This is a genomic window from Anabaena sp. TISTR 8404 (genome assembly GCF_056847745.1).
In genome coordinates this window covers 3,848,093-3,868,257 of record NZ_CP180578.1, presented here as the reverse complement: position 1 = coordinate 3,868,257, position 20,165 = coordinate 3,848,093, and the positions used below count along the sequence as shown (strand labels likewise).

The 20,165-nt window shown below is 40.5% G+C and carries 20 protein-coding genes; 11 read left to right on the top strand and 9 right to left on the bottom strand.

The genetic code is table 11. The features are described 5' to 3' along the window. Window positions 1-201: 201 nt before the first annotated feature. Together ACMX3D_RS16645 and ACMX3D_RS16640 are read left to right on the top strand one after the other, a co-directional pair. Window positions 202-1,476: a tetratricopeptide repeat protein gene (locus ACMX3D_RS16645; RefSeq protein ID WP_482746997.1), complete on the top strand. Its 1,275-nt coding sequence runs from the start codon at window positions 202-204 to the stop codon at window positions 1,474-1,476. Window positions 1,477-1,644: 168 nt separating this feature from the next. After that, window positions 1,645-2,136, top strand: a complete 492-nt coding sequence (locus tag ACMX3D_RS16640) for a DUF1499 domain-containing protein (RefSeq protein WP_482746996.1) — start codon at window positions 1,645-1,647, stop codon at window positions 2,134-2,136. 12 nt (window positions 2,137-2,148) lie between these two features. On the opposite strand, the gene ACMX3D_RS16635 is transcribed toward ACMX3D_RS16640, so the two are convergent. Further along, a complete protein-coding gene (locus ACMX3D_RS16635) occupies window positions 2,149-2,949 on the bottom strand; it encodes a phosphate/phosphite/phosphonate ABC transporter substrate-binding protein (protein WP_482752359.1) in 801 nt (266 codons plus the stop codon). Between the two features lie 23 nt (window positions 2,950-2,972). Next, entirely contained in the window at window positions 2,973-3,242 is a 270-nt protein-coding gene (locus ACMX3D_RS16630) for a hypothetical protein (protein ID WP_482746995.1), read from the bottom strand. Window positions 3,243-3,469: 227 nt separating this feature from the next. On the opposite strand from ACMX3D_RS16630, the gene ACMX3D_RS16625 reads away from it, so the two are divergent. From ACMX3D_RS16625 to ACMX3D_RS16600, 6 genes are all read left to right on the top strand, one after another. Beyond that, entirely contained in the window at window positions 3,470-4,102 is a 633-nt protein-coding gene (locus tag ACMX3D_RS16625) for a bifunctional 4-hydroxy-2-oxoglutarate aldolase/2-dehydro-3-deoxy-phosphogluconate aldolase (protein ID WP_482746994.1), read from the top strand. 83 nt (window positions 4,103-4,185) lie between these two features. After that, window positions 4,186-4,698 (top strand): L,D-transpeptidase, encoded by a 513-nt coding sequence (locus ACMX3D_RS16620; protein WP_482746993.1) that lies wholly within the window; start codon window positions 4,186-4,188, stop codon window positions 4,696-4,698. Window positions 4,699-5,263: 565 nt separating this feature from the next. Beyond that, a complete protein-coding gene (locus tag ACMX3D_RS16615) occupies window positions 5,264-5,803 on the top strand; it encodes a L,D-transpeptidase (protein ID WP_482746992.1) in 540 nt (179 codons plus the stop codon). 467 nt (window positions 5,804-6,270) lie between these two features. Further along, window positions 6,271-7,095: an alpha/beta hydrolase gene (locus ACMX3D_RS16610; RefSeq protein ID WP_482746991.1), complete on the top strand. Its 825-nt coding sequence runs from the start codon at window positions 6,271-6,273 to the stop codon at window positions 7,093-7,095. Between the two features lie 136 nt (window positions 7,096-7,231). Next, on the top strand, window positions 7,232-8,170 hold the full coding sequence (locus ACMX3D_RS16605; protein WP_482746990.1) for a DNA adenine methylase: 939 nt from the start codon (window positions 7,232-7,234) through the stop codon (window positions 8,168-8,170). Beyond that, entirely contained in the window at window positions 8,142-8,897 is a 756-nt protein-coding gene (locus ACMX3D_RS16600) for an HNH endonuclease (protein WP_482746989.1), read from the top strand. Before ACMX3D_RS16605 ends, ACMX3D_RS16600 begins: the two co-directional genes overlap by 29 nt. A 6-nt stretch (window positions 8,898-8,903) precedes the next feature. Here the strand turns inward: ACMX3D_RS16600 and ACMX3D_RS16595 are convergent, their stop codons facing one another. The 7 genes from ACMX3D_RS16595 to ACMX3D_RS16565 form a co-directional block, all read right to left on the bottom strand. Beyond that, window positions 8,904-10,502, bottom strand: a complete 1,599-nt coding sequence (locus tag ACMX3D_RS16595; RefSeq protein ID WP_482746988.1) for an Hsp70 family protein — start codon at window positions 10,500-10,502, stop codon at window positions 8,904-8,906. Between the two features lie 49 nt (window positions 10,503-10,551). Continuing rightward, window positions 10,552-11,499, bottom strand: coding sequence for a UV DNA damage repair endonuclease UvsE (uvsE, locus tag ACMX3D_RS16590; protein ID WP_482746987.1), 948 nt, complete (start codon window positions 11,497-11,499; stop codon window positions 10,552-10,554). A 248-nt stretch (window positions 11,500-11,747) separates the two neighbouring features. Further along, complete coding sequence (gene map / locus ACMX3D_RS16585; RefSeq protein ID WP_482746986.1) at window positions 11,748-12,575, bottom strand: type I methionyl aminopeptidase; 828 nt, start codon at window positions 12,573-12,575, stop codon at window positions 11,748-11,750. Between the two features lie 187 nt (window positions 12,576-12,762). Next, on the bottom strand, window positions 12,763-13,149 hold the full coding sequence (locus ACMX3D_RS16580) for a cupredoxin domain-containing protein (RefSeq protein ID WP_482752358.1): 387 nt from the start codon (window positions 13,147-13,149) through the stop codon (window positions 12,763-12,765). A 165-nt stretch (window positions 13,150-13,314) separates the two neighbouring features. Then, complete coding sequence (locus ACMX3D_RS16575; protein WP_482746985.1) at window positions 13,315-16,173, bottom strand: M16 family metallopeptidase; 2,859 nt, start codon at window positions 16,171-16,173, stop codon at window positions 13,315-13,317. Window positions 16,174-16,314: 141 nt separating this feature from the next. Continuing rightward, the gene (locus tag ACMX3D_RS16570) at window positions 16,315-16,758 is read right to left on the bottom strand and encodes a VOC family protein (RefSeq protein WP_482746984.1); all 444 of its coding nucleotides are present in this window, start codon (window positions 16,756-16,758) and stop codon (window positions 16,315-16,317) included. 141 nt (window positions 16,759-16,899) lie between these two features. After that, the gene (locus ACMX3D_RS16565; RefSeq protein WP_482752357.1) at window positions 16,900-17,409 is read right to left on the bottom strand and encodes a TIGR02652 family protein; all 510 of its coding nucleotides are present in this window, start codon (window positions 17,407-17,409) and stop codon (window positions 16,900-16,902) included. Between the two features lie 244 nt (window positions 17,410-17,653). Here ACMX3D_RS16565 and ACMX3D_RS16560 point away from each other — a divergent pair, with 244 nt between their 5' ends. The 3 genes from ACMX3D_RS16560 to ACMX3D_RS16550 all read left to right on the top strand — a co-directional run bounded on the left by ACMX3D_RS16560 (window position 17,654) and on the right by ACMX3D_RS16550 (window position 20,130). Then, on the top strand, window positions 17,654-18,172 hold the full coding sequence (locus tag ACMX3D_RS16560; protein ID WP_482746983.1) for a gamma carbonic anhydrase family protein: 519 nt from the start codon (window positions 17,654-17,656) through the stop codon (window positions 18,170-18,172). 288 nt (window positions 18,173-18,460) lie between these two features. Beyond that, window positions 18,461-18,586: a photosystem II protein Y gene (locus ACMX3D_RS16555; protein ID WP_482746982.1), complete on the top strand. Its 126-nt coding sequence runs from the start codon at window positions 18,461-18,463 to the stop codon at window positions 18,584-18,586. Window positions 18,587-18,867: 281 nt separating this feature from the next. Next, entirely contained in the window at window positions 18,868-20,130 is a 1,263-nt protein-coding gene (locus ACMX3D_RS16550; protein WP_482746981.1) for a bifunctional folylpolyglutamate synthase/dihydrofolate synthase, read from the top strand. Window positions 20,131-20,165: the final 35 nt, after the last annotated feature.

The following is a 20,165-nucleotide window of genomic DNA, read 5'->3' as shown; positions in this document are numbered from 1 at the left end:
CACCAAGGTTTCAACTTTTTTCATGACATTTTTCTCAGCAGTTTTGAGCATGGTCTTGCGATTTTGACATCAGTTGTGACATACTCAGGAATTAAATACGGTAAGTCTATCGAGTTAATGGTATTTAAATCTTAAACTCAAAATTTGCCGAGTTGATAAACGTTTGACCCCCGTTGCTCATACTAAAGCCAGGAATCAACAATGCTAAAAGATGCGCAAGGACTTGAAGTGACAACAGACTCACCAGCAGCGATCGCAGCCATCAACCAATTTATGGAACAATCCCTCAGTTATGGCAAAGATACTGAAGCTGTGATTAAAGAAGGTGTGAAAGCAGATCCAGGCTGTGCAATAGTCTATGCCTATGCAGCAGCCTATTATCTGACTCAAGAAAATGCTCAGGCTTGGAAGCAAGTTAAACCATTACTGCAAGCGGCTCAGTGCCATTTAGTCGGGATAACACAAAGAGAACGATTATATATCCAAGCGATCGCAGCTTGGGCAATGGGGGCAATTGATCAAGCGATCACATTACATGAAAAAATAGCCGCAAATTATCCGCGTGACCTAATTTCTGTACAGCAGGGACAATATCACTACTTTTATTTAGGCAACAAAGAAAGATTGCTCAAAATTGCCCAACAAGTTCTACCAGCCAATCCAGAAAATCATTATCTATACGGGATGGTGGCTTTTGGTTTAGAACAATGCCATGAACTAGAAAAAGCAGAAGCAATGGGTCGAAAAGCAACAGCTATGAATCGTCGTGACCCTTGGGCGCATCATGCAGTTGCCCACGTTATGGAAACGCAAGGCAGAATAGATGAAGGCATAGCTTGGATGGAAAGCCTCGCTGATACCTGGGAAAACTGCAACTCTATGCTCTACACACATAATTGGTGGCATGTGGCGCTTTATTATCTAGAGCGAGGTGATATGCAAAAGGTATTAGCTCTGTATGATACTCATGTGTGGGGTCGGGCGAGAAAAGAGTCTCCTAAAGATGAAGTAGGAGCGATCGCATTGTTGCTTAGGCTAGAGTTACGCGGTGTTGATGTCGGTAGTCGTTGGCAAGAATTAAGTACTTATCTTTTTCCACGTATTGATGAACACGCTTTAGCCTTTCAAGATTTGCACTATATCTATGCCCTAGCCAGAGCTAGAAGATTTGACTGGGTAAACGAGATGTATCTGAGTATGCAAAAACATGCTCACAGCGTTAATCCATATTTGCGTCAGAACTGGTTAGAAGTAGCAATTCCAACTGCTAGAGGTATGGTTGCTCATGCCAAAGGTGACTATTCAATCGCTAAATCTGAATTAAAAATCGTATTGCCACTATTGCATAGGATAGGTGGTAGCCATGCTCAACGAGTCTTATTTGAGCAAGTATATCGAGATGCTATTTGGCGTAGTGAAAAACAAACAGGACTTACATACAAAGATTTGTCTTTGAGATTGGGGGTAAGGGTGTAAGGGTGTAGGTGAGGTGTTCAAAACCCTTACACCTCTATACTCTTACCTATCTACACCCATTATCAACAGATAATCTATCTGCATAAGTTCTGAAGAATACTCGCAGCAAACATCCTCAATGACGGAAAATAATCTAGTGCTATTTCAATCTTGAGGAGTAGATTGATCATGATTAGTTTACTAACAGCAGTTGCACAGCAACACTTGTTGAGAATAGTTTTTGTGATATTTATCACCCTGACTAGTAGTGTCGTCCTGCCTGCTGCTACTTGGGCTGACTCTTCTAGTTTAGGAGTTAATCATGGTCATCTAACTTCTTGTCCGAGTTCACCAAACTGTGTTGTCAGTCAAGATGCTGATGCCGACCATGCCATTGACCCGATTACTTATCATGTAGACCAGGATACGGCGCGAAAAACCTTACTTAAAGTTCTCACGGTTGTTCCTCGAACAGAGGTGATAGAAGAGACAGATAATTACATTCATGCTCTTTCTCGAAGCCGGATATTCAAATTTATTGATGATGTGGAGTTTTATTTTCCTCCCAATGAGTCAGTCATACATGTGCGATCGGCATCTCGTGTAGGACAATCAGATCTCGGTGTCAACCGCAGGCGTTTGGAGCAAATTCGTTTGGCTCTGCGCGATTTAAATATTTGATTTAATCTATAACTAGCGATCGCTCACTGAACCAATCACCTCATATCCAGCTTGAATCGCAGTATTGTAGATTGTAGCGATCGCCTTATACTCTGACATATCTACAGCAGCAAAACGCTTCACACCAATTTTTTTCATTGCGGCTTGTAGTTCGGCATCTGGTTGAAGTAGCGCCGCTTGAATCTGCTGAATCAGTGATTTATCTAAATGTTGTGCAGTTACTAAAGGCGGCATCGGACACGGGCCGATAACTTCTACTACTCGCAGATGCTTAGATAAATCAGGGAAATCTTGTAGTTCTTGCTCCAACACTACACTATCAATACCTGCACAATCTGCCAGTCCTTCAATTACCCAATGTATTGAACGCTGATGAAAACCTGATTGTACTGTCTGGGCAAAAAAGTCTTTCGGATGTCTGCCTTGTAATAATCTATGTCGCAACAGGTTATAGCCACTGTTAGAGCCAGGGTCGTTGTAACACAGGGTTTTCCCAGCCAAGTCTGCAAAACTAAACAGATTACTGCTGGCATTGACAATCACATCCGTAAAGTAAATCGGACGGTTTTGATAACGTGGTGCTTCCATAACTGGAGCCACTACAGGTTGTAACTGATTTGCAACTACTTGACTATATCTGACTAGAGGTAATCCACAAATAAATGCTAGGTCTAGTTGTTCTGTTAATAGTGTTGGGTCTTTCAGTGGGTCATATTTACTGGCTTGCAGTTGGGTTTCGACTTTCAAAACACGACCTAAATAAGCCACAATTGCTTCGTAAAACCAAAACCAATTAGGTGCTAAGTAAGACATGACCCGCAGTTTTGTTGGCTGATTCACTTACTATTCTCCAAATCCAATTCATCTTGCGGCGTTGTAACTATCAGCAGCTTGCGGTAAGACCAATGAATACTGAGGAAAATTAAGCTCATCAATGTCAAAAACATGATACTGAAAATTATTCCATAGCCTTTAGTGTGCCACCATAATCGTCGGAAAAATGCTGTACCCAGTCGTACAGGCTGCCACAGAACTTGATTGATGCTTTGAGAATTGTCCAAGCTAATAGTTAAGGGTACTGCTGTGTTCTGTGGCGCAATTGTCATTTCGATTACTCCTTGAGGCTAATTCTAAAATTAAATACGGTAATTCGATAGATTTAGTGATGTATATCAAATATCGCATAGCTTGAGACAACAAGCAAGTTTCCAGAAAACTCTTAAAAGGCAAAGCGCATTTCTCCCTTGCTCCCTGCACCCTGCCCCGTTTCTTTTTAAGAATGTGTCACGCTGGTAATGAAGATTTTCATGCCTTGTTTCAAGTAAGAGCGAGAATGTCTAATCAAGTTTGGTTATCACAGTTGCGAAAAAACAGAGCGATCGCTGTTATCCGTGCGTCAAAAATAGAATTAGGAGAACAGATGGCAATGGCGGTAGCATCTGGAGGAATGCAGCTAATAGAGATTACCTGGAATAGCGATCGCGCGGCAGAATTGATCGCTAAATTACGAATGAAATTACCTGATTGTCTGATTGGTACAGGTACACTATTCAACGTGCAGCAGTTACAAGATGCGATCGCCTCTGGGGCGCAATTTCTCTTTTCGCCCCACATTGATGTAGCAATGATTGCAGCAGCGGTGGCAAAAGATGTGCCAATCATACCAGGGGCGTTAACTCCTACAGAAATCGTGACTGCTTGGCATCAAGGTGCTAGTTGTGTGAAAGTATTTCCTGTGCAAGGCGTGGGAGGAGCCAGTTATATCAAAAGTTTACAAGGGCCACTAGGGCATATTCCTTTAATTCCAACAGGTGGCGTAACACTAGAAAATGCCTCAGAATTTATCCAAGCTGGGGCTGTAGCTGTTGGCTTGAGTAGTGAATTGTTTCCGAAAAAACTGGTTGAGGCGGAAAATTGGCAAGCGATCGCCCAACACGCAAGTAACTTAATTCAGCATTTAGCGTAGCAAAATACACAACTACTGAATTTTTAGGCTACAAAGTAAAAAGGAAACAATTCCCTAGACTCCATCGTTAGAGTGCATACATAATGAAAAGTCTGATTGATTTTCACCAAGTGCGCCACTTCAAAAAATTGGTTATAGGTGCAGCAATATGTTTGAGTGTGATTGGTGCTGCCACAAATGCAGTAAAAGCTAGTTCCAAAGAAGAGATAATTAAACAAACAATCCAAACGCTACAAAAATCAGAGCAACGTTGGATTCAAGTGAATCTCTCAACACAACGGCTAATAGCATGGGAAGGGAAAAAACCAGTTTACGCCGTTACTATTTCTACAGGCAAAAAGTCTACTCCGACTCGCATTGGTAGCTTTAAAATTCAATCTAAGCATAAATCAACACGAATGCGAGGCAGAGACTATGATGTTCCTGACGTTCCTTATACAATGTTTTACCAAGGGAACTACGGAATTCACGGAGCCTACTGGCATAAAAAATTTGGCACTCCAGTAAGTCATGGCTGCATCAATGTTGCACCTAACCATGCTAAATGGCTATTCAATTGGGCATCTTTAGGGACACCTGTGGTCATTCATCAATAAACAAGCAGAAGAAGTAAGACGGCAAGGAGCAATCAAGAATAAATCTTGCCGTACTGTACCAAAAAATTAGTAAAAGAGAAATAACAGCAAATCAAGACATTACTGTAGTCAGACTCCGGAATCGTAACTATTTAACTTGAAGTAATGAATAGAAAAGTAGATTATTCTAGTCAGTCCACATCATTCTGCGTAAATCTTCGAGACAATTACAAGTGCAAATTTTAATCTCAAGAACTTTGCACTTGCTCAAGTTACAACAGTGAAATAAATCATCGTCAACACCAAAACTATAGTTTCAAAAGAGAGAACTTCGGTAGCAAGAGGAAAAATCAACACTAGGCATAAAGGTAGAGAATTTAGAGGTGCAAGTGATGAAATCCCTGAAATTCTTATTTCCTCAGACCTAGTTACAAGATCCAACCTTGGTACGTAGCTGCTGTATTAGTCTCCCATGATACTAGTATTGGTGATGTTGGCGGATAATCCGCGTAGATTTTCCATAAACACCTAGGAATGTTTGTGAAAACTACAACATATTTTTTGCGTTGTTAGAAGGTGATGCATAATGCAAACCCAGACTAGTAATGTTGGAATTCGTCGTTCAGGAAATTTTTGTACAGGTATAGCGCTGTTGTTAGCAACTTTTTTCTCCTCAGCGCTACCAACAACGGCTGACCCTAATTCTGTAATAGCAACAGCCGCGTCACTCAATAACAACAGCGTCAAAATATCTGACAGTCGGCAAGTTTCCCAACCTCGCCGAATTGAAATTGATTTATCCCAACAACGCTTACAGGCATGGGAAGGTAAAAAGCTAGTATATTCGTTTCGTGTTTCTACGGGGAAAAGAGCCACTCCCACACCAATCGGTAGATTTCATATTCAGTCGAAGTATCGCACCAATAGAATGCGGGGTAGAGGGTACGACATTCCTGATGTTCCTTATGCAATGTATTTCTATCAAGGCTATGCGATTCATGGTGCTTATTGGCATAACCGTTTTGGTACTCCAGTCAGCCACGGTTGTGTGAATTTGCCAGTTAAGCAGGCGCGTAAGCTTTACAACTGGACAAAGCCAGGTACTTTAGTAGTAGTAAAACGGTAATACCAAATTAATATGAAGATGCACTTAATGATTTGGGAACAGAAAAACTCTGCGTCACTCTGCGCCAACCTTTGTGTGCCTTTGCGTTAAAAAGATATAATTCTGTGCAGCTTCACAAAGAAACGATATAAGTTTATTTTGCTCAGTTGAGGATGGGCTTTTTGCTTGTCCTTTACTTTTTTGTGTCTATTATTAGCGAACTAGCACGACCCCAACCTAACTCCAGTGTGGTTGTATGGGTGCAAAGATGTTCATCTATATTTCTGAGCGCGATCGCTGTTGAGGAAATCTTTTATGGTTTATTTTCAAAGCCTAACCCTAGAATTCAAAGTTGGAGTTTAATCCTAGAAATTATTAAATCTGCGTTAGTTACGTGTGGAGTCTCCTCAGCGAAAAAGATAAATCGTTAGTATTACTAGCAGTTTTGGGAAAAATTGATTATTACTTAATCAAGTTGCCATACATTTATGTCGCGATCGCAACTTAAAAAGCTGCTCATTGGTGAACTCAGTTGGCAACGACTGGTGCGCTCATTGTTATTTATTTACGGCTTTTTCGCGCTTTACGTCTTTTTTAGAGCAGATAGCATGATTTTTTTGCCTCAGCCTGCTACTTATCAAGACAACCCTAGTATTCTGAAACTGCCTGTTACTGACAGCCAAAAAATTTCTGCTGTGTATTTACCTAATCCTAATGCAGAGTACACAATTCTCTATATTCACGGGAATGCTGAAGATATAGGTGATATTCAGCCTCTTTTAGAACGTATACATAAATGGGGGTTTAGCATTTTTGCTTATGACTATCGCGGTTATGGCACAAGTGATGGCAAACCAGGGGAATTGAACGCTTACCAAGACGCTGAGACAGCATATACCTACCTAACTCAGCAACTTAAAGTACCACCTCATAAAATTATTGTGTATGGACGCTCTGTCGGTGGAGGCTCAGCAGTTGAATTAGCCACTCGCCATCCTGTTGCAGGCTTGATTTTGGAGAGTAAGTTTATATCTGCATTTCGAGTTGTTGTGCCTTTTCCGCTACTTCCTTTTGATAAGTTTGCCAATTTAAATAAACTTCAGCAGATTAATTGCCCAATTTTAGTTATGCACGGTCAAGCTGATCAAACTATTCCTATCAAACACGGATATAAACTATATGAAGCGGCTGCTGATCCTAAGATGTCGTTATGGGTAGATGGTGCAGGACACGATGATTTTACTTGGGTAGCAGGCGAGCAACATCGAAAAACTTTAGTAAGATTTCAACAATTGATTGAGAAACATAAATGAGAATAAAAAGGTGAGTTAGGCGATCGCATATAAAGAAACAATTTTTTTGATTTCATACCTAGTATTTTCTCTTAATAAATTACTTTACTCATTATGTTAAACTGAATTAATATTATTTTTTATTCTTATTGTTAAAATGGTCAACTTACCACATCCGATTCAGTATCAGGGCAGTAAGAGAAAACTTGCATCAGATATTCTCAGTTTTCTGCCTAGTAAAGTGGAAAGATTTGTAGAACCTTTTGCAGGAACAGCAGCAGTTAGTATAGCTGTTGCCTTTAAGAATATTTCTCAAAACTTTTGGCTTAATGATTTAAATAAACCCCTTGTTGAACTGTTAGAGCTAATTATAGAAAAACCAGAGGAAATCATAAATGCGTATGCAGATATTTGGAATGCTCAAAATAGTAACTCTGTCAGCCATTACTTTGAAGTTAGGCAAAAGTTTAATAAGACAAATGATCCAAAGCTTTTTTTATATTTGTTAGCTCGATGTGTAAAAGGGGCTGTTCGTTATAACTCTGAAGGTTTATTTAATCAAAGTCCTGATAAGAGAAGAAAAGGAACTCAGCCTGATAAGATGAGGAAAAATATAGAAGGAGTTTCCGCTTTCTTAAAGGGTAAATGTAAATTTACATACCTAGACTATAGAGAAGTTTTAGCCAAAGTGCAAATTAGTGATTTTGTCTATCTTGATCCTCCCTATCAGGGTGTGTGCGGGGATAGGGATTCAAGATATTTCTCAGGAATTAATTTTGATGATTTTGTTCTAGCTATTGAACAATTAAATCAACGTGGAGTAGTGTTTGCCATTAGCTATGATGGCAAGCGAGGTAATAAAACTTTTGGTATTCCATTACCTAAAGAATTAGGACTCAAGAAGATTGAAATCGAAGTAGGTAGATCATCACAAGCAACGCTACTGGGGCGAGAGGAAATAACAATAGAGTCTTTATATTTGTCGCCAAATTTACTACTTGAAAAATCTACAGAGCTAGAGAGCTATATTAGCAAAGTACCAAAACAACTTACTCTTTTGGAAAATCATGGAAAGTTCTCAGCAGTTGCCCGATGATTTCATAAAACTTTGTCAGTCAGTAACCGCTAAAAGACCAAAAGCTGTTATTGATCATATTTTGCAATATGGTTTTATTACAACGGAAGAACTGAAGGAAAGGTATGGCTACAATCATCCTCCAAGAGCAGCTAGAGATGTTCGAGAACATGGAATTCCTCTAGAAACCTTCCGTGTAACAGGAAGTGATGGAAGAAAAATAGCTGCCTACAGATTTGGAGATGTTAGTAAGGTAAGGTTTTCTCGTTTATCTGGTAGGACAGGCTTATCAAAACAGATCAAAGATGAGTTAATCAAGAGATATGGTTGTAAATGCTTCATTTACTTAGAAAAAGTTGACGAGCGCGATTTGCAAATTGACCATCGTGTTCCGTTTGAAGTTGATGGAGAGCCAGAACTAGCGCCAGAAAGTTTTATGTTGCTTTGTGGTTCTGCTAATCGAGCTAAGTCTTGGTCATGTGAGCATTGTGAAAATTGGACTAGCATTAAAGACAAATCTATTTGTTTGTCATGTTACTGGGCATATCCAGAAAAATACATACACATCGCAATGCGAGAGATTAGGAGGATAGATCTAATGTGGCAAGGAGAGGATATTGAGATTTATGAAAGATTGAAGCAACAAGCTATAAGTCTGGAAAAAGAAATTCCTGAGTTTATCAAGGAAATTCTTGAACGCGAAATGAGACAAAACGACGATATTTCTGCTGGTGATTCCACCTGCTAACACTGTTTAACTCAACTGTGCGACGAGTTGATTCTCTAACAAAGTATCATTCGTCAACAAATCCTCAACAGAGATTCGCAAAAAGCGTTGGTCATCAACTTGGAAGAGGATTTTTACCCGATCGCTCCCCGGATATCCTGGTGGGGTAAGTTGAGCAATAGTTCTTGCACCTGCGCTATCATTCAGAGGTTTGACAGTAGTTTCACCGCTATCTAGGCGACGAGTAATTAAGCGATCGCCATCAAAATAAACTTCGGTATTACCTGTGTCTGCGCCTAATTCTCCGACAATTAATTCAATACTGGGTTGATTCTCTACAGATGCGCCTAAGAATAATTCTACAGGTTGATTCATCGGGTAAGCTTGCCCGGATTTAATAATGGGATGCCAACTGTGACGCTGGTTGCGGCGATCCCAGTAACGAATCCCGTAACTGTGATATAGAAAATCTTTAATTTCCACGCCTTGAGATAGCTGTAATGCACCTTGGGCGATCGCTTCAAAAGGCCGTTCACACCGAATTTTTTCTGGCTCAAAATACTGTTTTACCCATGTCTGCACTGCTGGTAGTTGTGCAGTTCCACCTACTAACAATACTGCATTAATATCTGCTAATTCTATTCCCTGGCGACGTGCTTGCTGCAACAGATTTGTCATTGACTCATCTAATCGCTCAAAAAATGTGTGTTCTTTGAGGATATTCTCTAAGTTATCGCGGTCTAAATTTAATTCGTAACTTTCAAATGTTTCATCATTAAAATAAACTTCACTTGCTTGGTTTTGAGTTGATAGCTGAATTTTGACTTTTTCTGCCAATCTTGTTGTCAACGGACTCACCGTCAGTCCTTGAGTTTTGGCAAAGTAATCAACTAACCAATTGTCAATATCTGTTCCGCCTAAATTTTGCCCTGCTTTCGCCAAAACACGCGCCGTTTTGACTTTTTGCTTGGAATTTTCGGCTAAAGATTTATTACCCCACTTGAGCAAAAATCCGACGGGTTTAGTGTTTCCTTGTGCGCCTTTATCCAAGCTTACTAGAGATAAATCTAAAGTACCGCCGCCAAAATCAATCACCAAGAGATTTTCTTGATCAGTCAAGCCATAACCCAAGGCTGCTGCTGTGGGTTCATCTAACATCCGCACCTGTTCAACAGGAAGGCTTTGGCAGACTTTTCCTAACCAGTGGCGATAGGCTTCAAAACTATCTACCGGGACGGTTAATACTAAAGAATCTAACCCACCTTCTAAGGGTGCTAGTTGTTCAATAACTTGAGAGAGAAACCATTGTCCTACTTGTTCAAAGGTGACGATTTCTCCGTCTAATTCAGGTAGAAAGCCTTGAATTTCTGCACCGATACCGCGTTTGAAACTGCGAAAAAATCGGGTTTCGCCTTTGAGATCTAGACCACGATCGCGTACTTGTTGCCCTACTAAAACTTTACCTTGTGCTGCTTCTTCAACATACACCAAGCTGGGAATTAGTGGGGGATTGAGACTTTGTTGAATTGATAAACCAGATAAACTCAGAGTTTCGGCCTGCTGGGTGACGGGATTCCAACGGGCAATGACTGTGTTGCTAGTACCAAAATCGATTGCGATCGCCATAGTCTCTTAATTATTTCACGCGAAGGCACAAAATTTTCTCAACAAAAAATCATTGTCCCATAAGCCACCAACTACGCAAATAGGCGATCGCTTCTTCTTTGCGTTTGGCTTCGACTTCTATCCACGGTGCTTGATGATAAATATCAGGCATATCGGTGATTAAATCACTGTGTTTTCTATCTTTAAAGGCTGTTTCACCGTTGGAAATATGAACTAATTGCCACTCTGGATTTTTCCAAGTTGTTCGTGCTGCCTCAAACATAGTAGCTACACTCGGATCATTGTAGCTATCTAAATTTTCGTGGCAAATATGGTGATGAGCATCAAATACCAGCGGAATTTCGGCTTCTTGACAGACTGCTAAAATTTCACTGCTGCTATAGGCGTATTCGTCGTTTTCTAAAGTTAAACGATTTTTGATAGCTTCTGGTAGTTGAGAAATGACTTTTACTAACTGTTCGGCGCGTTGTGATTTCCCGCCATGAATGTTCATCAACGACCAAGGCGAACGAGGTAAACCGAGTAAATCTAAATCCCGCGCGTGTCTTGCTAAGATTTTGATACTTGTTTGTACAATTTCCGGCGAATCAGAACTTAGCACTACAAATTGATCTGGATGTAGCACCATTCTTATCCCCAGTGCTGCGGCGCGTTGACCGATTTTGCTTAAATCAGCGCTCATTTCTTCTAAGATATTTTCGCCAATTTGGTCTTCTAAGTCGTTCATGGGAAATAAATTAGAAGTCATTCGATAAAGGCGAATTTGATTCTGTTCGCAAAAAGTCAACGCATCATGCAGCCGCTGCAAATTATGCTGATAAAGTTGTCGTAAGGTTTTTTCCCGTTCCGCAAGGGAGAGTTTCAAGTAGCGTGTGCGTGTGATTATTTTAAAGCGGACTTGTTGAGAAACTGTAATACAAACTAAGCCTAAGTTTGGCAGAATAGTTTGAGGCGATCGCTGTTGATTCGCTAGATTTTGGCACTGGATAGTAGTCATTTTCGCAAACGCTAGAGTCTTACCTACTTTTCGATTGAACTAATTTCTGCCTTCACTGCTAAGTCTCTCTGGGATGAATTTTCCAGATATTGAACTTAAACAGCATAAAATCCATCCCAACGTTAATTTATCAAGTGCGCTGTTGGGATGAATTGCGATCGCTATAACTTATAGCAATAATTAGGGCATTAGGAAATATCAACGACAGCAAAAGACTTTTAAATCTGTCACCTGTCACCTATCACCTGCTAAACTTTAGTGCGATCGGTCAAAATTTCATAACCAGTTTCTGTCACCAAAACTGTATGCTCAAACTGAGCCGATAAAGAATTATCTACCGTTACTGCTGTCCAACGGTCAGCTAATGTGCGCGTGTGTTTGGAACCTGCATTTAAAATTGGTTCAATTGCCAAAGTCATTCCCGCACGCAATTTTACATTTGGCATATCGCGTGTACGGAAGTTAAATACTGAGGGTTCTTCGTGCAAGTTACGACCAACACCATGTCCGGTGAATTCTTCTACCACACTATAACCATTAGCTTTTACATGGTCTTCAATCGCTCCAGCCAAGTCAAGCAGATATGCACCCGCTTTAACTTGTTCTATGCCTTTATATAAAGCTTCTTCCGCTACGCGAATCAGTCTAGCGGCTTCTGGAGTAACTTCCCCGACAGCAATTGTAATGCAAGAATCGCCGTGAAAACCTTGGTAATAAGCACCTGTATCTACTTTTAATACATCTCCAGCACGAATGACTTTCTTGGGACTTGGGATACCATGCACGACTTCATTGTTAATACTGGCGCAGATAGAACCAGTAAAACCGTGATATCCTTTGAAACTGGGTATTGCGTCCATTTCGCGGATACGTTTTTCCGCGTAAGCATCCAAGTCGGCTGTTGTCATACCTGGCTTGACCAACTCAGAAATTTCTTTTAGTACCGTTGCGACAATTTTCGCCGATTGCCGCATAATTTCAATTTCACGCGGCGATTTGATTTCGATTCCCCGGCGTTGTTTTTTTGGAGGCGCGGTCTTAGCTGGTTGAGAAAGCAAGTTGCTGAAAATGTTCATGTGCTAATAATAATTACTGACGCTTTGTCGCTACGGAGTCCGTGCTTTTTCTAGGATAATTGAGAAACTATATCTATATTTAAGTTATAGCAGGGAACAGACTTGAAAGTCTCTTGCTGCCTGTTTTTGATAATTAGCTTATGTCCTCATCTAACAGGCAAACGATAACTGATCTGCCAAAAGGTAATTACGAATTACTGACGATAATTTCTCCTGTCATTCCACCTTCAGTATGTCCTGGTATGGGACAGCGTAAGCTATATCGTCCAGCTTTTAGGGGGACAAAAACCCATTCAGCTTCCGCACCAGGCTTCAGTTCTAGTTCGTGAATCGCTCCTTTAATTTCTACTTTGCCTGCTTCTACTTTTTGTGTCCAGATGCCATCAGCAAAATCTTTGGCGGTAAAATAGTGCTTTAATTGGCTGGGATTTCTGAGTCGGAGTAGATAGCGTTTACCCGCAATTAACTCTAGATGATTTGGTTCAAATTTGAGTTCGTTAGTAGAATTACCTAAATTAACTGTAATTTCTGTTGCTGGTTGCTTGAGCAAATTACCAGCACCATTTTCTGCCATTGCTGATGGAATAGAAATTATCAAACTCAGACTTAGTATAAAAGACAATTGAAGTATGAAGTATAAAGTATGAAGTCTGAAGGCTTTTACTAAGGATTTTTGCATTACTCCTTTGTCCTCGCTAACAACAAATGACAGATGACGAATGACACTTAACATTCGTCATTAATCATTATTTTTATCGGCTACAACAGCTGGCCCAGCTGTCACAACCACAATTTTATCTGGGTGGAGTAACTCACGCGCGGCTTGATTTACTTGGACAAGGGTAACTTGCTTGATTTTCTCAGCAAAGGAATGTAATTCTTTGATGTCCATTCCATGTATCTGATTCATCAGTATGGTATGTGCTAATTCTTCTGGGTCGGCGAGGGAAACTCTATAGTTACTAATTAGAGTGTTTTTTGCTGATTGCACATCATTTGCCGTTACACCTTGCTGATGAATTTCTTGTAAGAGTTTGCGGGTACTGGCGATCGCTTTGGTACTATCTTCAGGACTAGTTTGCATCTCAATCCAAAATGTCCCGGCATTCTTTTGGGCTTGTAAGTAGCTATATATACCATAAGTTAACCCTTGGCGATCGCGCACTTCTGTTCCTAAATAACTAGATAAAGTATCGCCTCCCACAATTTGATTTAAGACTAACGCTGCATAATATCGCGGGTCTTGACGGGTAATGCCTGTGTAACCCATAAAAGTAATGGCTTGAGCTTTACCTGCAATCACAGGGTTTACACTGATAACGTTATCTGGTAGTTTCACTGTCGGATATTGTAGCTGCGGTGCTTGACCACTAACTTGCCAGTCTCCTAATTCTTGTTGTAGTAGCGATCTCACTTGGGTTGGGTCAAAATCTCCGACTATAACAAGTACTGTTGTATCTGGACGATAATGTTTTGCCTTAAAAGCGATGACATCCTCACGCTTAATTCGTTGCAGACTTTTTTGAGTGGGAAAAGTATGTAAAGGATGTTGTTTCGGGTAAAGTGATTGTACAAAAGTTCTTTTGGCTACTTCTGCGGGATCATCCAGTTCTTGTTTCAAGTCAGTTAAAGCTTGCTGGCGATTTAATTCCCATTCTTTTTTAGGAAATGTGCTGTTTTTTACAGCATCCCCTAAAGTCTGAATTACGATGGGTAAGTCTGCTGCTAAACTATCACCCTCAATCCTGACACCTTCACGATACGCTGTAAAATCCAGAGATGCACCTCTTTCTTCCAAGGCTTTAGCCAGAGTTAAGGCATTTTTACTTTTCGTACCACTCATTAAGTTATCAGCCACCAGAGATGCTAGTCCCGCTTGATTTTCTAAATCAAATTCTGTTCCGGCTTTGATGTGGCCGCTTAAGGTAACAGTGGGAGTGCTTTTATCAGGTAATAGTAAGACTTGCAAACCGTTAGCTAAGGTGAATTGTTCTGGTAGCGCTGGCGTAGAAGAGTTCTGGCTTTCACCGTGGGAGACTTGCTTGACAACATCGTTTGTTTCATCTATCTGTGGCAGATACTTATCCACCTCTGATGCTGCTACAGGTGTACCAACAGATAAATTTTCTGTAGTTTGGTTTAAGTGTAATTTTGTACCAGTTTCGCTTAGGTTTTGATCTGTTGGCTGGAACAAACCGAGTACACGCGCTTCTGGTTTGAGATATTTGTTGACTACATTAACAATATCTGCTGCTGTTACTTGACTGATGGCGGCTAAATAGCGTTCTGTAAAGCGATAATCACCAGCAGTTGTTTCATCGTTACCTAATTGCATTGCTTGAGAAGTGATATCACGATTACCTAAAATCACCCCAGCTTCTACCTGCATTTTAGCTCTAGAGATTTCTTCTGGCTTTGCACCTTTTTGCGCTAAATTAGCGATCGCTCGATTTAATACTTTCTCAATCTTCTTCAAATCTTGCTCATCATCTGCTGTGACTAACAACTCATACCAACCAGCATCCCGCAAGCTGGCGACGGAGGCTGTAACTTCACTAGCTAAACCAGATTCTACCAAAGCCTGATAAAGCCGCGAATTCCTTCCTTCAGTCAAAATGTAATCCATCACTTCCAAAGCAGGGATATCCGGGTGATTTAAATCAGGTAGTGGATAAACTACTTGCAGCATCGCTGCACCTCCCTGTTCTCGTAAGATTATGGGAGTGGGGAGTGGGGAGTGGGGAGTTGAGAGTTGGGAGTTTTGACTATTGCCTATTGACTCTTGACTCTTTGGTAATTTGCCAAATATCTCTTTGACTGTCTCTAGAGTTTTAGTCGCTTGGAAATCTCCGACAATTACTAATACGGCATTCTCAGGAGTATAGAATTTGCGATAATATTCCCGTACTTGCTCGACTTGAAACTTTTCTACATCTGCTGTGCTACCACCAACAGGTAAGCCGTAAGCATGATTCGGAAATACTGCTTGCATTACAGCACGGTTGAGGCGATATTCAGGACTATTTTCATAGCCTTGTAATTCCGAAATTACTACCCGTTTTTCACTTGCTAGTTGCTCAGGATCAATGAGAGCATTTTGCATTCTATCTGCTTCTAACACCAGCAGTGCTTTAAGTTTCTCGCGTTCTACAATGCCATAATAAGCAGTTTGGTCGTAACTAGTAAAAGCGTTTGAGTCGCTACCTAAAGCACTAAACAACTTGCCAAATTGAATTGGACGTTTTTTTGTGCCTTTGAACATCATATGTTCCAGTTGATGTGCAATACCGTTCACTCCTGGTGCTTCTTGGCGTGAACCGACTTTGTACCACATTTGCACACTCACCACTGGTGCAGTATGTACTTCTTTGGTTAAAACAGTCAGACCATTTTCTAATACTGTTTTACGGACGTTTTCTATTATTGTTGAGTGATTTATATGACTTGCAACCAATTGTGTTTGAATATTTTCAGATTTGATTTTAGCTGTATATTTGCTGTTAGCAGGTTGATCACTTAAACAAAATACTGTGATCATCCAAAAACTTAAAAGTAATAATGGCCAACGATATCTATACCCAATAAAAAACAAAGACATTTTTTGGTAGATGTATTGCAATGAAATTATATATAAGCGCTATTAACATCAGTCTAGTCTTTATTTGGTATCAGTAAAATCAGCGGCATTACTAAAGAAAAATTCGTCTAACAACAAAAGTATATAAAGAGACAAATGTACTTAACCGAGTTTAGTTAAATTACGAATAAATTCTAAAGGTAAATTATCGCTGTCTGCAATAAAAGTAACTTCCCAGATGCGATCGCCTATTTGTTGTTGTGTTGGTTCTAAAAGGACTTTGAGGGATGATAATTGTTCTGGCTGGCTTTGGGCTGCGGCTGCAAAACGTGCTTTTAAATCTGTCAACCAGCTAGGTAAATCTGAGGTTACTTCAGTCAAATCAAAAGATAAATGATAATACCCCACATAATGCTCATCTTCAAAAGCATCGGGGGCAGGTTTTGGTTGGGGAATTTGAATAAGTTCAATTCTGCCGCCTAATCCTTCCATCCAGCAAGCCAGGGTATAGCCTGTAGTGAAGCGTTCACATACTGTAAACCCTAACAGCTCATAAAATGCGATCGCTCGATGAATATTCGCAGTTCGGATAGAGGCGTGGTGCATAATTTTAAAAAGTATGAAGTGTAAAGTATGAAGGATAAAGTTAAGAAATCCTTTGCACTTACTCACTTTTTATACCTAGAAAAAGTTTTTCCAGATTTAATAGTTAAAGTAATTTCATACTTCATACTTCATACTTCAGTCTTACTCAAACAATCGGAAATAAGGATAGCGCACAGGAACTCCCGGCTCTTTTTCCAGATCGAAATTAATCACTTCCCAGCACGGTTCTTCTGTGGAATCAGGACTAAATTCTACTGGTAAGCCATATAGTCGCGCTGATGTCGTCTCTGGTTGTCCAGAACGCCAAGGCGTGCTGCGTTCTAAATAGCCACTCATCAATTCCTGATAACGTCTAGCAATAATTACCCTTGTAGCTCGATAGCCTTGGGTATACAGTTTGTCCAAAGCTTCGTGAATTTCAAACCGTATCCCATCAGGATGAGTGTGTTGTCTATACCATTCGCCATTCCATCTGCGCCAATGACGACCCGACTGTAGATGAATTAACTCCTCAGTCTTAGGGTTGGCTTCAAACGCGCCATGACGAGGACAAAGATAGGTATCTGTTAGTGTCAAAGCCGGAATAGTCTGCCGACAGTGGGGACACTGAATTTCGTGACCAAATATTGGGTACTGCAAACCTGGATTCATCATGAAGTGCGTACAAACATAATTTCTTCTTCATTAGCACCATTAGGTTCGATTTTACACTTCGGCTCCTCCACTTTGAGAAAATTGTTTGTAACTGCACAGAAACGTATTTGCAGTTTAGAACAATTGTAAACTGTGTTTTCCTCAGTGTAGAGGCTTAACAACATGATATTCTGGTTGTGCAACCAGCCTCAAAGGTTGGAGTTTCTCCAGTGTTCCTGGGTACCATACTTCATATTCTATCGTGTCTACTGCTTCTTACTGGCCATCTCCTGATTTTTCTCACGCAGCCTTCGTTGCAGATAATGCTGTTGTCATTGGTGCTGTGAAAATCGAAGCAGGAGCAAGCATTTGGTATGGAGCAGTAATTAGGGCAGACGTAGAACGTATTGAGATTGGTGAATGCACAAATATCCAAGATGGAGCCATTCTCCACGGTGATCCTGGACTGCCCACTATTTTAGAAGATCATGTGACTGTAGGGCATCGTGCTGTGATACATTCTGCTTATATTGAGCGCGGCAGTTTGATTGGTATTGGAGCAGTAGTTTTAGACGGGGTAAGAGTAGGCACTGGTAGTATTATCGGTGCAGGCGCAGTAGTTACGAAAGATGTACCGCCCTTATCTTTAGTTGTTGGCATTCCTGGCAAAGTGTTGCGTCAAGTTAGCGAAACCGAAGCAGCAGAACTGATAGAACATGCTGAACGTTACAAAAAGTTAGCCTTGGTTCATGCTGGCAAGGGAAGTGATATTGGCTTTTAGGAAAGTGTGAAGTGTGAAGTCTGAAATTTTATCCTTTAGCCAACTCTCTTCGAGAGAGGGAACAGGGAAGAGGCAACGGGCAACTGTGAGATGTCATCAGGAGGAAAGCTTAATAGGCAACAGGTGGTTTCTTTCTGTTGCCTGTTCCCTGATTAACCAATGACTCTTGACCAACACTGTAACTTTTCTTTACATATCTGGTTGGAAAAAATGCCCAATTCAGCTAAAAATAAAAATGAGAAGAGTTGATAAAACTTTAATTTCTACTTAACAGAGGGGTTCTAAATTATGGATATCGATTTTCGTGTAGCGATCGTTTTAGCGCCTATAGCTGTTGCAGCTGGTTGGGCTTTATTTAACATCGGTGCAGCAGCATTGAGACAAGTTCAAAACTTTTTGAATAGAGAAGCCTAAATATAAATTTACATTAACATCTGCAAACCGACTGTTTCTGGGAAAGGGCAGTCGGTTTTGTCCTTCTTTTTTCATTGGTTAATAAGGGAACAGGGGATAGAAAGAAACATCGGTTGCCAGTTAAGCTTGCCTCCTAATGACATCTCACTGTTGCCTTTTGCCTGTTCCTTCTCTCCAAAAGAGTTAGCTAAAACACAGAATTTCACACTTCATACTTCATACTTCATACTTCACACTTCACACTTCACACTTCATACTTCATACCTTCACACTTCATACTTGTGAATACCAATTCTTTGCTGCAATCTTTTCAACATTTTGGTGTGAACCTGGGACTCTCACGTATTGTCAACCTGTTGGCAAACCTTGGCAACCCCCATGAACGTATCTCAGTGATTCACGTTGCTGGTACAAATGGTAAAGGTTCTGTCTGTGCTTATCTTTCCTCAGTACTTACCGAAGCTGGCTATCGGACAGGGCGTTATATTTCTCCTCATTTAGTTGACTGGACAGAACGTATTTGTATCAGTGAACAGCCAATTTCTTCAGAGGAATTGAGCCAATTTTTACAAAAAGTCCAGGCTGCGGTTTCTCCTGATGAAGAATCTCCCACTCAGTTTGAGATTATTACCGCCGCTGCTTGGCTATATTTTGCCCAACAACAAGTTGAGATCGCAGTTATAGAAGTTGGGTTAGGCGGGCGTTTAGATGCGACCAATGTCTGTACTGAACCGTTAGTGACTGTGGTGACTTCCATTAGCCGCGAACATTGGCAACAATTAGGCCCAACGATCGCTGACATTGCCAGGGAAAAAGCCGGAATTCTCAAGCCTGGGTGTCCGGTTGTGGTTGGGCCATTGCCAGCCGATGCCGAAAAAGTTGTGCGATCGCGTGCCGAAGAATTACAATGCCCAATATTTACGCCCCAACCTGCACTGCAAATCTCTCCAGGTTGGGCAGAATATCATACACTTCAAAATCCGCAAAATTCAATTCAATATCCTTTACCTTTACAAGGACAAGTTCAATTAACTAATTCAGCTTTAGCTTTAGCCACCTTAGAAATTTTGCAACAACAAGGTTGGCAAATTTCTGAATCAGCCATCATCAACGGTATGGCAAAAACCAAATGGCCAGGACGAATGCAATGGCTGACTTGGAACAATCATAAATTATTAATTGATGGCGCACATAACCCTGCTGCGGCTCAAGTATTGCGTAATTATACAGATAGTTTAAATACTAAAAATGTAACTTGGATAATGGGTATGCTTTCTACAAAAGAGCATGGCGATATATTTCAAGCTTTGTTAAGAACAGGCGACAAATTATATTTAGTCCCAGTCCCAGATCATGGTTCAGCCAATCCAGAAGAATTGGCAAATCTGGCTAATCATATTTGTCCAGAATTAAGCTTATGCAGAACTTGTGATGATTTATCATCAGCATTAGAATTAGCTTTTACTGAACCAGATAATTTAGTAGTTTTATGTGGTTCTCTTTATTTGATTGGTCATTTTTTAGGAACATTTAATTATCAATAAATCATGTAGAGACGTTGCATTGCAACGTCTCTACA

Coding starts and splice junctions, on each gene's coding strand:
- ACMX3D_RS16580 (WP_482752358.1), bottom strand. CDS start 13,149: ATGGCAGAAAATGGTGCTGGTAATTTGCTCAAGCAACCAGCAACAGAA.
- ACMX3D_RS16570 (WP_482746984.1), bottom strand. CDS start 16,758: ATGCACCACGCCTCTATCCGAACTGCGAATATTCATCGAGCGATCGCA.
- ACMX3D_RS16600 (WP_482746989.1), top strand. CDS start 8,142: ATGGAAAGTTCTCAGCAGTTGCCCGATGATTTCATAAAACTTTGTCAG.
- map (WP_482746986.1), bottom strand. CDS start 12,575: ATGAACATTTTCAGCAACTTGCTTTCTCAACCAGCTAAGACCGCGCCT.
- ACMX3D_RS16555 (WP_482746982.1), top strand. CDS start 18,461: ATGGATATCGATTTTCGTGTAGCGATCGTTTTAGCGCCTATAGCTGTT.
- ACMX3D_RS16595 (WP_482746988.1), bottom strand. CDS start 10,502: ATGGCGATCGCAATCGATTTTGGTACTAGCAACACAGTCATTGCCCGT.
- ACMX3D_RS16615 (WP_482746992.1), top strand. CDS start 5,264: ATGCAAACCCAGACTAGTAATGTTGGAATTCGTCGTTCAGGAAATTTT.
- uvsE (WP_482746987.1), bottom strand. CDS start 11,499: ATGACTACTATCCAGTGCCAAAATCTAGCGAATCAACAGCGATCGCCT.
- ACMX3D_RS16620 (WP_482746993.1), top strand. CDS start 4,186: ATGAAAAGTCTGATTGATTTTCACCAAGTGCGCCACTTCAAAAAATTG.
- ACMX3D_RS16605 (WP_482746990.1), top strand. CDS start 7,232: ATGGTCAACTTACCACATCCGATTCAGTATCAGGGCAGTAAGAGAAAA.
- ACMX3D_RS16635 (WP_482752359.1), bottom strand. CDS start 2,949: ATGTCTTACTTAGCACCTAATTGGTTTTGGTTTTACGAAGCAATTGTG.
- ACMX3D_RS16625 (WP_482746994.1), top strand. CDS start 3,470: ATGTCTAATCAAGTTTGGTTATCACAGTTGCGAAAAAACAGAGCGATC.
- ACMX3D_RS16640 (WP_482746996.1), top strand. CDS start 1,645: ATGATTAGTTTACTAACAGCAGTTGCACAGCAACACTTGTTGAGAATA.
- ACMX3D_RS16630 (WP_482746995.1), bottom strand. CDS start 3,242: ATGACAATTGCGCCACAGAACACAGCAGTACCCTTAACTATTAGCTTG.
- ACMX3D_RS16575 (WP_482746985.1), bottom strand. CDS start 16,173: ATGTCTTTGTTTTTTATTGGGTATAGATATCGTTGGCCATTATTACTT.
- ACMX3D_RS16610 (WP_482746991.1), top strand. CDS start 6,271: ATGTCGCGATCGCAACTTAAAAAGCTGCTCATTGGTGAACTCAGTTGG.
- ACMX3D_RS16565 (WP_482752357.1), bottom strand. CDS start 17,409: ATGAATCCAGGTTTGCAGTACCCAATATTTGGTCACGAAATTCAGTGT.
- ACMX3D_RS16645 (WP_482746997.1), top strand. CDS start 202: ATGCTAAAAGATGCGCAAGGACTTGAAGTGACAACAGACTCACCAGCA.